The sequence below is a fragment of the Mesorhizobium sp. B2-4-13 genome (assembly GCF_006658535.1).
Classification (GTDB): domain Bacteria; phylum Pseudomonadota; class Alphaproteobacteria; order Rhizobiales; family Rhizobiaceae; genus Mesorhizobium; species Mesorhizobium australicum.
The window spans coordinates 136179-150100 of sequence record NZ_VFVB01000004.1; the positions used below are offsets into that span (position 1 = coordinate 136179).

Consider the following 13922-nt stretch of genomic DNA (forward strand, 5'->3'; position numbering starts at 1 on the left):
CCCCATGATATGGCCGTCTTTATCAAGGACAGGCTTTTTGAATGCCTTTGCCGCCCGCGAGTCGCCAATCCATCATGTTTTTTCGATTGCTTCGCCTCATCCTGGTCCTGGCGCTTGTCGTTTCGGCGCCACTGTCGTTCGAGGCGGCGGCGCAAGGCGTTGGCCAGGCGCCCGCCGGACTGGTCGCCGACCAGCAGAAAATCATCCAGGGCCTTACGACCAAGGCCGACAATTTCGAGAAGCAGATACAGCAGGATGGCGAGGACGACAGCAACCTTGTCGACATCCGCCTCCAACTTGAGGAATTGTCACGGCAATCGCTGACCAGCGCGCTGGCGTTCCGCACACGCCTAGGCGAAATCAACAGCAGGCTCGAACAGCTCGGGCCGCCACCCGCCGCCGGCCAACCGGCTGAGCCCGACATCGTCAGCGCCGAACGCGAGGGGCTGACGTCCGAAAAGGCCGAGATCAACGCGGTCATTGCGCAAGCTCAATCCTTGTCGATCCGCATCAGCGGGCTGATCGACAAGATCGGCAACATGCGCAGCGCGCTGTTCCGCAATCTTTTGACCAAGCGCTACGTGCTCTCGGACGCGCTGAGCCCGCAGGTGTTTTCCGACGCGCGCGACGAGTTCGGCAATTTCTACAAGGCGGTGTCGTCCTGGCTGAGCTTCGCCATCAAGTTCAAGTTCCAGGCTATCCTGGCCGCCACCTTCGTGGCGCTCGGCCTGGCGCTGGTGCTGCTGGTCGGCGGGAGGCGCCTGTTCGGGCGGGTGTTCGAGGCCGATCCGACCAATGAGGACCCATCCTATCTCAGCCGCCTGTCGGTGGCCTTCTGGTCGACCTTGCTGCCGACGCTGGCGGTCGCCGCCTTTCTCGGCTCGACGATCTTCTTTTTCAATTATTACAACGTGTTGCGCGGCGATATCGGCCTCTTCCTCAATGCGTTGGCCACCGTCATCGGCGTGGTGTTCTGTGTCAATCGGCTGACCAACGCGGCACTCGAGCCGCGTTTGCCCAACTGGCGGCTCATCCCCGTCGAAACCGGGCCGGCGCGCTGGCTGGTCCGCCTGACCACCGCCATGGCCGTAGTCATCAGCTTCAACACCTTCCTGTCGGTCGTCAACGACAAGATGGGGTCGCCGCTGTCGCTGACCATCGCGCGCAGTTTCGTGGCCACCATCATCGTCGGCGTCATCCTGATCCTGATGGCGATGCTGAGGCCGTTCAGGGCGCGTGACGGAAGCTGGCGCCCGTGGCCGGCCTGGCTGCGCTACACCTCGCTCGGGCTGGGGCTTTTCACCATCGTCGCGGCGCTGCTCGGTTATATCGGCCTTGCCCTGTTCGTCTCGCTGCAAGTCGTGGTCACCGGCACCGCGCTGATAACGGCCTATATCGGCTTCCTGTCGGCGCAGGCGATCGGCGAGGAGGGCGCTTTCGCCAACACCTCGGTCGGGCGTTGGCTGTCGGCCAATTCCAGCTATGAAGATACCGCACTCGACCAGCTCGGTCTTGTCGTCAGCATCGCCATCAACGTGATGATCGTGCTGGTGTTTCTGCCGTTGATCCTTTTGATGTGGGGCTTCCAGCCCGGCGATATCGAGGCGTGGGCGTACAAGCTCGCAACCGGAATCAATATCGGTTCGGTGACCATTTCGGTCACCGGCATCCTTTCGGGCATCGTCGTCTTCGTCATCGGCTATTTCCTGACGCGCTGGTTCCAGGGCTGGCTCGACGGCTCGGTCATGGCGCGCGGCAAGGTCGACACCGGAGTGCGCAACTCGATCCGGCTGGCGGTCGGCTATGCCGGCGTTGCGCTCGCCGCGCTGGTCGGCATCTCTGCGGCCGGCATCGACCTCTCCAGCCTGGCGCTGGTCGCGGGTGCGCTTTCCCTCGGTATCGGCTTTGGCCTGCAGAATGTGGTGTCGAATTTCGTCTCCGGCCTGATCCTTCTGGCCGAGCGGCCGTTCAAGGTCGGCGACTGGATCGTGGCCGGCGACGTCAGCGGCACGGTCAAGAAGATCAGCGTGCGTGCCACGGAGATCGAGACTTTTCAGCGGCAGTCGGTGATCCTGCCCAATTCGAACCTGATCAACAACGCCGTCGGCAACTGGACGCACCGCAACAAGCTCGGCCGCATCGACATCAAGGTGGGCGTCGCCTATGGCAGCGACGTCAAGCAGGTCCACGCGGTGCTGCTAGACATCGCGCGCAGCCATCCGCTGGTGCTGAAGAACCCCGAGCCTTTCGTCTTGTTTTCCAATTTTGGACCCGCCGCGCTCGAATTCGAGATCCGCGTGTTCCTGGCCGATGTGATGAACGGCAACGTCGTGCAGAACGACGTCCGCTTCACCGTGCTGGAAAGATTCGACGACCAGCACATCGAAATCCCGTCCACGCCGCGCGCGGTCGTCGAGGCCAAGAAGCACGTGGCATGGCCGACCGACGACGACAAGATCGAGGCCGATTTCGCCGAACGGGAAGAGGCCAAGGCGCAAGCCGGGGCCGAAGCGAAAAAGCTGCCGAAGCAGCGCAAGTCGAAGAAACCCGATCCGGACTAGGCTCTGGATCCTCCTGCCGGGCTGCCATTGCCGAGAGCACCGCATTGCCGCGCGGCCAGATTGACAGGGTGGGTATGTGCGAAAGCCAAAGCCAATTGCGGCATGAATGCGGCATTCAGTTGCGGTTCAGCTTCCATCTCATATAAGCTCCCATGCAAAGGCGAGAATGCCTTGTGGAAATGCAACAGAGGCGGTGGGAACACCGATATTGCAAATGTGGAAGTCTCTCGTCGCTGCCGTGGCCTTGCTCGCCGTGAGCGGCTCGGCCCATGCCGCCAGCGCGGTCAACAAGGACGCCGAGACGCGCACGCTGGTCGTGACCGAGGGCGGCAGCAAGACCGAGCTTGCGCTGGCTGGCGGTGAAACCGTCGAGTTCTGCCAGAGCGGCTGTTTTGTCACCTTGCCCAATGGCGACCTTGAAGCCCTGACCGGTTCGGAAACCGTCGAGATTTCAGGCGGCGTCGCCCGCATCAAGTAATCTCGGTGTGATGATTGGAAAGGCCGGGCGTTTGCTCGGCCTTTTATTGTTTCCGGTAGCTGTTGTTTAACAATGACGATGGAAATACCGCGGCGGCAGCCCTTTGCAACCGTACGTTTTAATGTTCGCTAGGCGATCCCCGCTATACCAGCATCAAGACGCCGAAATACGGCGCTCAACGGGTTCGGGTTTCCGGATCAGACGCTGGCAGGGCAGGACGGGCATGGACGCGCGGTCGGACAGGAACGCAATACCGCTTGCGGTCGATCTCGACGGCACGCTGATCGCGACGGACCTTTTGTGGGAAGGATTGTTCATCCTCCTCAAGAAGAACCCACTCTATTTCTTCCTGGTGCCTTTCTGGGCGGCCGGCGGACCGGCGCGGCTGAAGCAGGCGATCGCCCAACGCATCGACATCGACCCCGCCTCGCTGCCCTATCGGGCGCCCCTGCTCGACCGGCTCCGCACCGAGCACGCCGAGGGCCGCAAGCTCGTGCTGGCCACCGGCACGCCGCGTAAGTTCGCCGACGCCATTGCTGTCCATCTCGGCATTTTCGACCGGGTACTGGCCACCGAGGGTCTCGACAATCTCACTTCGGGAAAGAAGCGAGCCTCGCTCCTTGCGGCCTATGGCGATGCCGGTTTCGACTATGCCGGCAACAGCCGCCACGACCTCCAGGTCTTCGACGCGGCACGCAGCGCGATCGTGGTGGCGCCGGACCGTCATGCCGCGCGCTGGCAGGCGGCGCATGGCGCCGAAACGATGCCGGCGCCCAAGCCGACATTGCGGACCATCGTCAAGATGCTGCGCGTCCACCAGTGGCTGAAGAATTCGCTGATCGCCGTGCCGATGATGCTGTCGCACGAATATTTCAATTCCAACATGATCTGGGAATGCCTGCTGGCGTTCATCTCGTTCAGCGCGGTGGCGTCGGCGATCTATATCCTCAATGATTTCTTCGACCTTGCGCTCGATCGCAAGCATCTGACCAAGCGCAACAGGCCGTTCGCCAGCGGTGCGCTGTCTATTCCGTTCGGCCTTGGCGCAATCGCGGTGCTGCTGGCGATCGGCGTCGGCACCGGGTTGTTCCTGTCGCTTGAATTCCTGGCTGTGCTCGGCGGCTACATGGTCGTTACCACGGCCTATTCGCTGTCGTTCAAGCGCATGCTTCTGGTCGACGTGCTGACGCTTGCCGGCCTCTACACCATTCGTGTGCTGGCCGGCGCGGCCGCCACGGGCGTCGACGTCTCGTTCTGGCTGCTCGCTTTCTCGATCTTCTTCTTCCTGTCGCTGGCACTGGTGAAGCGCTTTGTCGAATTGCGCACCACAGCCATTCCGCCCGGCGAACGCATTGCCGGCCGCGGCTATCGCACCGAAGACCAGGAGATTGTCGCCCAGGCCGGCATGGCTTCGGCGTTCTCCTCGGCGCTGGTGTTGGCGCTCTACATGGACAGCGTCGCGGTGCGCGAACTCTATCCGCATCCCTGGCTGATCTGGCCGCTGGCGCCGATCGTGCTTTATCTCACCATGCGTGTCTGGATCCTGGCGCGCCGCGACGAAATGCACGACGACCCGGTCGTCTTCATCATTCGCGACTGGCGCAGCCAGATCGTGGTGGCGATCGGCGCGGTGCTGCTGGTCATCGGAGGCTGGTAGGCATGGCGGAACGCTTCCAGAGCTTTGGCCTTGCCACGCCGCCAGCGGCAAGGGCGATCCACGCCGATGACGCCATTGCGCTGCTGAAGGGCGGCCAGGCCAGGCAAGCGTCGCTGCTTGCCTATGGCAACGGCCGATCCTACGGCGATTCCTGCCAGAACCAGCTCGGCACCGTCATCGACATGCGGCCCCTGAACCGCATTCGCGGCTTCAACGCCGAGAGCGGTCTGCTCGAAGCGGATGCCGGGGTGCTGCTCGCGGATGTCATTGCACATGCCGCGCCTCATGGCTTCTTCCCGGCGGTGGTGCCCGGCACACAATTCGTCACGCTCGGCGGCGCCATTGCCAACGATGTCCATGGCAAGAACCATCACCGGCGCGGTACGTTCGGTTGCCATGTGGAAAGTTTCACGCTGCTTCGGTCGGATGGACACAGCTATCGCTGCTCTGCGACCGACAATCCGCGCCTGTTTCGGGCGACCATCGGCGGCATGGGGCTCACCGGCCTGATCCTCTCGGCTTCGATCCGGCTGATGCGGATTCCGTCGCTCGATATCGTGGAAAAGACGACGCGGTTTCGCGACCTCCGCGAATATTTCGACCTTGCCGAAGCGGCGGACCAGGCCAATGAATATGCCGTCGCCTGGATCGACCAGCTCGCCGGTGGCCGCAACAGCGGACGGGGGCTGCTGTTTACCGGCAACCACGCCGAGCACGGCTCGCACGCGGCCGCGCGTGCGAGCGCGAAATTCTCCGTTCCGCTCCAGCCGCCTTTCAACGTGCTCAGCCGGCCGTTCCTGACCGCTTTCAACGCCGCCTACAGGTGGAAAAAGGGGCAGGCCAAGGTGCCGCGCCAGGTCGAATACCAGGGCTTCTTCTTCCCTCTCGACGGTGCGCGCGACTGGAACAGGCTCTATGGACCGAAGGGGCTGTTCCAGCATCAGAGCGTGGTCCCGGAAGAGGCCGCCCGCGCAATCGTGCCGGCACTGCTCGCGGCGGCCAGGCAGGCCGGGCAGGGGTCGTTCCTCACAGTCTTGAAGCGCTTCGGTGGGGTCCGCTCGCCGGCGCTGCTGTCGTTCCCTCGTCCGGGTTACACGCTGACGCTGGACTTCCCCAACAGGGGAGCGGCGACACTTGCCCTGCTCGACGAACTCGACCGCATGACGATCGCGGCTGGTGGGGCGGTCAACCCTTACAAGGATGCGCGCATGAGTGCTGCAACCTTCGTTGCTTCGTTCCCGGAGTGGCCGAGGCTGGAAGCGCTGCGCGATCCCGCCTTCATGTCCGACTTCTGGGCGCGCACGGCCGGGATTGTCGACCCGCGGCGGCGCGATGCAGAGGCAGCCGAATAGGTAAACTTAGAATGAATCGTGGTTTACGAAAGTTTAACATCCAGATTTACCCAAAAATGTCTTGTGGGTTCACGAAATCTTTTCAGATTTGTATTACCTAATATCACGGGGTGGCGGGCTACATGAAATATATCGTCTTCATTTTGTTTACGGTCATGACAAATGCCGCTGCGCAGCTGATGCTGAAGCAAGGCATGATGTCGCTCGAACCGATTTCATTCGAGGGCACCAATCCGCTGATCAAGCTGTTGCAGATCGTCTTCAGCCCCTGGGTCTTCCTTGGCCTGTGCACCTTCGTCATTTCGATGGCCTCGCACCTCTACGTGCTTTCCAAGGTCGAGCTTTCCTTCGCCTATCCGTTTCTGAGCCTGGCTTACGTCGCGGTCGCGATCTTTGCCTATTTCGTCTTCCGAGAAGACCTGAATGGCTGGCGCATCGCCGGCATTGCCTGCATCTGCGTCGGCACGGTGCTGATCGCGCAAAGTGGGCGAGGGCATGAAGATCAGAGCGCTTCCATCACGCCCGACAAGATACAAGCAAACGAGATCGTTCGATGAGACATGTGATTTTCGGGGGTGACGGCTTTGTTGGCCGTCACCTAGCGCCGAAGCTTGTGGCCGACGGTGAAGAGATTGTCGTCGCCGACATCGTCAGGAGCGACCTTGCGCATTACCGCACTGTCCGCTTCATCAAGTGCGACGTCACCGACCAAGGCTCGGTTGCCGCGGTCGGGCTGAAGGCCGACGACATGGTCTACAATTTGTCGGCCAAGATGCTGTCACCGATCCAGGTGCGGGCGAAGCGGCACGACTTCTTCTTTCCGGTCAATTTCCACGGCACCGAGCACATCCTGCAGGCCATGGACAAGGCTGGTGCCCGCAGGCTCGTCCACTATACGACCGACATGATCTATGGTCACACCGTCACCCAGCCGATGACCGAGGAGCACCCGGTCGCGCCGCTCGGCGAATATGGCTGGTCGAAGCAGAAGACCGAGGAACTGGCCGGCGAATGGCGCAAGCGCGGCATGTCGATCTCGCTGTTTCGCCCGCGCCTGATCATCGGCCCCGGCCGGCTCGGCATCCTCGAAAAGCTGTTCAAGCTGATCGACTGGAACTTTCCCGTGCCGATGATCGGTTCGGGCCGCAACCCTTATCAGTTCATCTCGGTGTTCGACTGCGCGGAGGCGGCGCGCGCCGCGTGGAAGGCCGGTGTGCCCAACGAGGCCTATAATCTCGGGTCGCTCAATCCGCCGCCGGTGAAGAAATTGCTTGGGGACCTGATCCGGCATGCCGGCTCGAAGTCGATCCTGATGCCTACCCCGGGCTGGGCGGTCAAGCGCACGCTCGACCTGCTCGACCTCTTCAACATGCCGATCATGGATCCGGAGCAATATCTGATCGCCGACGAGGACTGTGTGCTCGACGTGTCCAAGGCCGAACGGCAGCTCGGCTGGGTGCCGCAATACCGCGACGAAGACATGCTGATCGCCGCCTACAGCGAATACCGCGCCAAGAAGGCCGGGCCCGCCGTCGCCACCAAACATGTCCCCGCCGAATAGGGGCGCGCCGAACAGTTTATTGCGCACGACGCCAGTCGCGGGCGCGAACAGGAGATTGAAATGACCGTCATGGCCAAGCCGGAACAGACGAATACGCGCACCCTGGTCAGCGCGCCGACACTGTCGCCCGCCACCACCGCCAAGCCCGACCTGATCAGCGTCGAGCAGGCCAAGGCGATGGATGTCGCGGGGATGACCGGCCTGTTCAAGGCGCATCTCAACCCCGGCCAGCTGCATTTCATGAAGCTGCTCGGCTTCCACAAGATCAAGATCGAACGTGCAGAGGGCATGTTCTACATCGACCAGAACGGCCGCAAGATCCTCGATTTCTTCGGCGGCTTCGGGTCGCTGGCCTTCGGCCACAACCATCCGCGCATTCTGGAAGTGCGCAAGAAATTCCAGGAGGAAAAGCGGCAGGAAATCGCCATCGCCTTCATGTCGCAATATGCCGCCGCGTTGGCGCACAACATCGCCAAATGTTCGCCTGGCGATCTCGACATGGTGTTTTTGGGCTCGTCGGGCTCGGAAGCGATGGAAGCGGCGGTGAAGCTTGCCGAGCGTGCCGCCGGCCCGAAGCGGCCGAAAATCGTCTATGCCGAGAATTCATTCCACGGCAAGACCAAGGGTGTGCTGGGCATCACCGACGGCCAGCTCTACCGCGCCGACTTCAGGATGGCCGACAACACGGTGCGCATTCCCTTTGCCGATATCGAGGCCGTCGAGCGCCTGTTCCGCTCCGATCCGGAGATCGGCGTCATCGTGCTGGAAACCATCCAGGGCGGCGGTGGCATCATTCAGGCGCCGACTGAATACTGGCAGAAGCTGCGGGCGCTGTGCGACCAGTATGGCGTGCTGTGGGTCGCCGACGAAGTGCAGTGCGGCTATGGCCGCTCGGGCCGCTTCTATGCCTTCGAGCATCATGGCGTCGTGCCCGATGTGACGGCACTGGCCAAATCGCTGGGTGCCGGCAAGGCCGCTGTCGGCGCGATGATTGCGCGCCGCGAAATCTACATGAAGGCCTACGGCACGCCGAAGACGGCGATGATCCATGCAATGGCCACTTTCGGCGGCATGGGCGAGGCGTGTGCCACGGCGATCGAGGGCATTAACGTGCTTTACGACGAGGGGCTGATCGACAACGCCGCCGTCACCGGCGAGTACCTGCTGCAGCGGCTGCAGGCACTCAGGGAAAAATACCCGAAGATCATCAAGGACGTGCGCGGCAAGGGTTTTATGGTCGGGCTGGAGTTTCACGACTTCTCGCAGACCTTGCCGATGGTGCTGCGCCCTATCGTCAGCGTGCTCGACGACAAGCTGAAGGGTTCGCTGTCCGGTTTCGTCGGCGCGCTGCTGCTGCGCGACTACGATGTGCTCGTCGCCTTCACCGAATACAACCGCAACGTCATCCGGCTCGAGCCGCCGCTGATCTGCCAGCGCGAGCATGTCGATCGCTTCGTCGATGCCTTCGACAGTCTCTTGTCGCGCGGCATCGTGGCGATCGTGAAGGATTTCGTCAAAAGCCAAGTCCGTTGAAACGAACGTTCGCCGAGAAGACATGCTGACCAAGTCGCCCGCTCCGCAAAGTCCACTCGACCGGCTCGCCGAGGCCGGTCTGGCGTGGGGCGAGGGGACCTATGCGCGGCTGGCGGCTCCGATCGGTGCGGCTGCCTTCGCCCTCTATATGCTTTTGACGGCGTTCACGGCCTGGGTGATGCCCGACGCCAACTGGGACATGCTGCCCTATCTCGCCATATCGGAGGAGGGCACCTACCCCGATGCGCAGGCACTGCATGATTATGCCTACAGCACCGTCAAATCGAGTGTCTCGGCGGCCGACTACAAGGCGCTGACCGACGATGGCGGTGGCTTCCGCAGCCACATGACGCAGAACGCCGCCGACTTCCATTCGTTGCTCGGCATGTACCGGATCAAGTTCCTCTATGCCGAAATCCTGTCGACGCTGAGTTCCGTCATGTCGCCGGTCGAGGCGATGCGGCTGGTGCAGGTGTTTTCGGTCCTGCTGTTCGGCGCGATCACGCTGCTCTGGCTGCGTGCGGAAAAGGCACTGGCGTTGGCACCGGTGGTCGGCGCGGTGCTGATCATGGCCGATTTCGGCGACGCCGCGCGCGCTTCGACACCGGACCTGCTTACCTCGGCGCTGCTGCTAGGCGGTCTCTTCGCTTATGTCCGAGGCCGCGAGGTGGCCACGGCGATCCTCCTCTTCCTCGCCTTCATGGTGCGGCCGGACAACATAGTTTTCCTCGCCGTTTTCGCTGTGCTGCTGGTCCCGTTCCGGCAGAAGGCCTGGGGCGTGCTGGTCGGGTTTGCCGCTTCGCTCGCCGCGTATTTTGCCATTTCGCACTGGGCCCATCATCCCGGCTGGTGGCCGCATCTGTGGTTTTCCAGCATCGGGCAGCACTATAGTATGGACGGGTTCGAGCCGGCTTTTTCCGTCATCGCCTATCTCCGGGCGTTTGCCGCCTCGCTGCTGCGCGCCGTCAACCTGAACAGCTGGGTCGGGGTCTCGGTTCTGGCGCTGGCCGGGTGGTTTGCGGCCGACCGCGCCGGCTTCAGGCTCGGCCGCCGCGCGGGCATTCTGTTTGCTGCGCTGGTGCTCGGTGCGCTCGCCAAATTCAGCGTCTTCCCGATCCACGACACGCGCATTTATTTCCCGCATCTGATCCCGCCATTCCTGCTGCTGGCACCCCCCTTCATGGCGTTGTGGGCGGCGGTCACCGGCGGCCAGCACCGCGCCGCCCTGCACGTCATACCAGGAGACAAATCATGAGTTCAGTTTCCAACCTGGCGCGCATTGCCCTGTCGCTCGGCCTTCCCGCCGGCCTGCTCGATCGCGGGCCGTCGCTGCGCGGCACCAAGTTCCTCGCCAAGGCCGCGCTGAAGGCACGCTTCAGTGATAGCGGCCGGCCATTCCAGATGGTCAATGTCGGCGCCTGCGATGGCGCGCTGTTCGATGACGTGACGCCTTGGCTGCACCGCATTCCAAAGGCCCGCGCCATGCTGGTCGAGCCGATCCCGTACAACCAGAAACGGCTGCGCGCCAATTACCCTGACGCGGGCCGCTTCGTCATCGAACCCGTCGCGGTGACGAGAACAAAAGGCACGATCACCGTCCACACCTTTGACGCTGCCGCACTCGAAGCCGGCACGCTGCCGATCGAGTTCATCGGCTGCTCGTCGGTGACCGACACCAACCTGATGTCGGGCAAGAATGCCTGGGGCGAGGCCGACGCCAATTTCAACAAGTTCGCGCCGCATCTGAAAGACATCGAGGTGCCGTCGGAGACCTTGCAGACATTGCTCGACCGCAACGGCATCACCCATATCGACGCCTTCCTCGTCGATTGTGAAGGCGCCGACTGGATCGTGTTCGAGCAGCTCGACCTCAAGCGCTATCGTCCCGGCATGATCAAGGTCGAGGTTGGTGCGCTGCCCGCGCCGGAGATCGGACAGGTCGTGGTCAAGCTGAAGACGGCGGGCTATCAGGTCGGCTTCCAGGCCGAGGACGTCTGGGCTTTCGCCTGACGGGTAGATGTTTTTCCTGATTTGGGGAGGGGTCGCGCGGCATCCGAGGCGTGTCGCAAACAGGCGGTAGCGCCGTCCCCGTCGCCTGCATATTGTGCGCCGATCAGACGGGCGCCGACGCCGCCCGCAACAGCATTCTGGAGTCGCGGGCAATGGCAGAGTTTCCGAAAAAGGCGAAGGTCGTCATCATTGGCCTCGGCGGCATTGTCGGCGCATCGATCGCCCATCATCTGATCGAGCGCGGCTGGGACGACATTGTCGGCATCGACAAATCAGGCATCCCGACCGATATCGGCTCGACCGCGCACGCTTCCGACTTTTGCTACACCACCAGCCACGATTTCCTGTCGTGCTGGACGACGCTCTATTCCATCGATTTCTACGAGAAGATGGGTCACTACGCGCGTGTCGGCGGCCTCGAGGTCGCCCGTGTCGGCGACAACGGCCGCATGGATGAGATCAAGCGAAAGATCGCCTCGGCGAAGGCTTTCGGCACGCGCGCCCGTTTGATCGATCCCGCCGAGATCAAGGAAAAATTCCCGCTCATCGAACAGGATCTGGTGCAGGGCGGCCTATGGGATCCGGATGCCGGCCTCGTCATTCCGCGCTCGCAGACCGTTGCCGGCAAGCTGGTCGACCAGGCGGAAGCGTCAGGCAAGCTCAAATCCTTCGCCAACACGCCGGCGAAGTCGCTCGTGGTCAAGGACGGCCGCATCAGTGCCGTGGTGACCGACCGCGGCACGATCGAGGCCGACTATGTCATCGTCTGCGCCGGCATCTGGGGCCGGCTGATCGCCGAGATGGTCGGCGAGGACCTGCCGATCATGCCGATCGACCATCCGCTGACCTTCTTCGGCCCGTATACCGAGTTTGCCGGCACCGGCAAGGAGATCGGTTGGCCACTGCTGCGCGACCAGGGCAACTCGGCCTATATGCGCGACACCGGCGATCCCAAGACCGCCGAGGGCGGCCAGATCGAATGGGGTTACTACGAAGAGACCAATCCGCGCCTCTGCCATCCGCGCGACCTGCTGGAGAAGGACCAGGCACGGCTGTCGCCGTCGCAGCGCGATCTCGACATGGAGCAGATCCTGGCGCCGCTCGAGCGCGCCATGGAACTGACGCCGATCCTGGGCGAGCTCGGCTATAACGAAAGCCATTCCTTCAACGGCCTGCTGCAGGTGACGGCCGATGGCGGCCCGTCCATGGGCGAGAGCCAGAAGGTGAGGGGCCTGTGGTACGCCGTCGCCATCTGGGTCAAGGACGGTCCCGGCATGGGCAAGCTGATCGCCGACTGGATGACGGATGGCCGCACCGCGATCGACCACCACGCCATCGACTATGCGCGCTTCTATCCGCACCAGACCAAGGAACAATTCATCTGGGATCGCTGCACCGAGACGGCGATGAAGGTCTACAACCCGGCGGTGCATCCGCGTGAACCCTTCTCCAAGGCCCGCAACATCAGGCGCTCGCCGTTCTGGGAGCGTGAAAAGGAACTCGGCGGTTATTTCATGGAGCTGGGCGGCTGGGAGCGTGCGCACGGCTATGCCGCCAACGAGCATCTGCTTGAGAAGTATGGAAACCGCGTGCCGGTGCGCGAGAACGAATGGGACAACCGCCATTTCTGGCGCGTCTCCAACGCCGAGCATCTGGCGATGAGCGAGGATTGCGGTATCGTCAACCTCTCGCATTTCTCGATGTATGACATCGAAGGACCCGACCATGTCGCGCTGCTGGAATGGCTGTGCGCGGCCAAGATCGGCGGCGACAACAACATCGGCAAGGGCATCTACACCCACTTCCTCGATGAGCAAGGCATGGTGCGCGCCGACTTCACGGTGATCCGCATGGCCGACCGCTGTCGGCTGATCGACGGCGCCGACGCCGGGCCGCGCGACTACCAGTACATGCGCCGCACGGCCCAGGACAAAGGGTTCGACGTCACCATCACCGACGTGACCGAGAAGTACGTCACCATCGGCATCTGGGGGCCGAATGCCCGCACGACGTTGCAAAAGGTGGTCGAGAACCCGGATGGGCTTTCGCCGGAGAATTTTCCGTTCGCGGCGATCAAGCCGGTCCGGATCGGCGGCAAGGACGTTACGGCGTTCCGTATTTCCTATGTCGGCGAGCAGGGCTGGGAACTGCATATGCGCTACGAGGATGGTCTCGCCGTCTGGGACGCGCTGCGCTCGACCGGTGTCATGCCATTCGGCGTCGAGACCTACGCCAATACGCGCCGCATGGAGAAGAGCCTGCGGCTGCAGAACGCCGACCTCTTGACCGAGTATAATCTGCTGGAAGCCGATCTCGCCCGCCCGAAGGTCAAGGAGAACGATTTCTGCGGCAAGGCCAAGCACTTGGAGTATCGTGAGCGCGCGCACCAGCCGGCGATGCTATGCACGCTGGTGATGACCGAGAACAGGGATTCCAGGGGTGTCGCCCGCTATCCGGTCGGCATCATGCCGGTGATGGACCCCGAGAGCGGGGAAACACTGGTCGACGAACTCGGCCGCCGCTCCTTCACGACATCGGTCGCCTATGGCCCGACCATCGGCAAGAACATCGCGCTCGCCTATCTGCCCTGGGCCTATGCCCAGGAAGGCCGCAAGCTCGACGTGGAGTATTTTGGCGAGACCTATCCGGTCGAGGTCGCCAGCGTCGGCTACAAGCCGCTTTACGACGCGGAGAATCTCAAGCCGCGGAGCTGAGCCTTCGCCAAGAATTTCCCGCGTGTTCGGATGAGCCCGGCCCAGGTCGGGCTTTT

General features: G+C 62.6%; 10 protein-coding genes. All 10 read left to right on the forward strand.

Features of this window, described 5'->3' with window-relative positions:
- Positions 1 to 74 precede the first annotated feature (74 nt).
- The gene (locus FJ936_RS12585) at positions 75 to 2561 is read left to right on the forward strand and encodes a mechanosensitive ion channel family protein (protein WP_141906625.1); all 2487 of its coding nucleotides are present in this window, start codon (positions 75 to 77) and stop codon (positions 2559 to 2561) included.
- 214 nt (positions 2562 to 2775) lie between these two features.
- Complete coding sequence (locus FJ936_RS12590; RefSeq protein ID WP_015317401.1) at positions 2776 to 3039, forward strand: hypothetical protein; 264 nt, start codon at positions 2776 to 2778, stop codon at positions 3037 to 3039.
- A 223-nt stretch (positions 3040 to 3262) separates the two neighbouring features.
- On the forward strand, positions 3263 to 4696 hold the full coding sequence (locus FJ936_RS12595) for a UbiA family prenyltransferase (RefSeq protein ID WP_141906626.1): 1434 nt from the start codon (positions 3263 to 3265) through the stop codon (positions 4694 to 4696).
- A 2-nt stretch (positions 4697 to 4698) separates the two neighbouring features.
- Positions 4699 to 6048: an FAD-binding oxidoreductase gene (locus FJ936_RS12600; RefSeq protein ID WP_141906627.1), complete on the forward strand. Its 1350-nt coding sequence runs from the start codon at positions 4699 to 4701 to the stop codon at positions 6046 to 6048.
- A gap of 122 nt (positions 6049 to 6170) precedes the next feature.
- Positions 6171 to 6605, forward strand: coding sequence for an EamA family transporter (locus FJ936_RS12605; RefSeq protein ID WP_141906628.1), 435 nt, complete (start codon positions 6171 to 6173; stop codon positions 6603 to 6605).
- On the forward strand, positions 6602 to 7609 hold the full coding sequence (locus tag FJ936_RS12610) for an NAD(P)-dependent oxidoreductase (RefSeq protein WP_141906629.1): 1008 nt from the start codon (positions 6602 to 6604) through the stop codon (positions 7607 to 7609). The genes FJ936_RS12605 and FJ936_RS12610 overlap by 4 nt, the downstream gene beginning before the upstream one ends.
- A 60-nt stretch (positions 7610 to 7669) precedes the next feature.
- Positions 7670 to 9142, forward strand: a complete 1473-nt coding sequence (locus FJ936_RS12615) for an aspartate aminotransferase family protein (protein WP_141906630.1) — start codon at positions 7670 to 7672, stop codon at positions 9140 to 9142.
- Between the two features lie 22 nt (positions 9143 to 9164).
- Positions 9165 to 10397, forward strand: coding sequence for a hypothetical protein (locus FJ936_RS12620; protein ID WP_141906631.1), 1233 nt, complete (start codon positions 9165 to 9167; stop codon positions 10395 to 10397).
- Positions 10394 to 11152, forward strand: a complete 759-nt coding sequence (locus FJ936_RS12625; RefSeq protein WP_141906632.1) for an FkbM family methyltransferase — start codon at positions 10394 to 10396, stop codon at positions 11150 to 11152. The genes FJ936_RS12620 and FJ936_RS12625 overlap by 4 nt, the downstream gene beginning before the upstream one ends.
- Before the next feature lie 152 nt (positions 11153 to 11304).
- Positions 11305 to 13866 carry an FAD-dependent oxidoreductase gene (locus tag FJ936_RS12630; protein WP_141906633.1) on the forward strand — a complete coding sequence of 854 codons (2562 nt, stop codon included), beginning with the start codon at positions 11305 to 11307 and terminating at the stop codon, positions 13864 to 13866.
- The last annotated feature ends 56 nt before the right edge of the window (positions 13867 to 13922 follow it).

Coding starts and splice junctions, on each gene's coding strand:
- FJ936_RS12610 (WP_141906629.1), top strand. CDS start 6,602: ATGAGACATGTGATTTTCGGGGGTGACGGCTTTGTTGGCCGTCACCTA.
- FJ936_RS12590 (WP_015317401.1), top strand. CDS start 2,776: ATGTGGAAGTCTCTCGTCGCTGCCGTGGCCTTGCTCGCCGTGAGCGGC.
- FJ936_RS12620 (WP_141906631.1), top strand. CDS start 9,165: ATGCTGACCAAGTCGCCCGCTCCGCAAAGTCCACTCGACCGGCTCGCC.
- FJ936_RS12615 (WP_141906630.1), top strand. CDS start 7,670: ATGACCGTCATGGCCAAGCCGGAACAGACGAATACGCGCACCCTGGTC.
- FJ936_RS12630 (WP_141906633.1), top strand. CDS start 11,305: ATGGCAGAGTTTCCGAAAAAGGCGAAGGTCGTCATCATTGGCCTCGGC.
- FJ936_RS12625 (WP_141906632.1), top strand. CDS start 10,394: ATGAGTTCAGTTTCCAACCTGGCGCGCATTGCCCTGTCGCTCGGCCTT.
- FJ936_RS12605 (WP_141906628.1), top strand. CDS start 6,171: ATGAAATATATCGTCTTCATTTTGTTTACGGTCATGACAAATGCCGCT.
- FJ936_RS12585 (WP_141906625.1), top strand. CDS start 75: ATGTTTTTTCGATTGCTTCGCCTCATCCTGGTCCTGGCGCTTGTCGTT.
- FJ936_RS12595 (WP_141906626.1), top strand. CDS start 3,263: ATGGACGCGCGGTCGGACAGGAACGCAATACCGCTTGCGGTCGATCTC.
- FJ936_RS12600 (WP_141906627.1), top strand. CDS start 4,699: ATGGCGGAACGCTTCCAGAGCTTTGGCCTTGCCACGCCGCCAGCGGCA.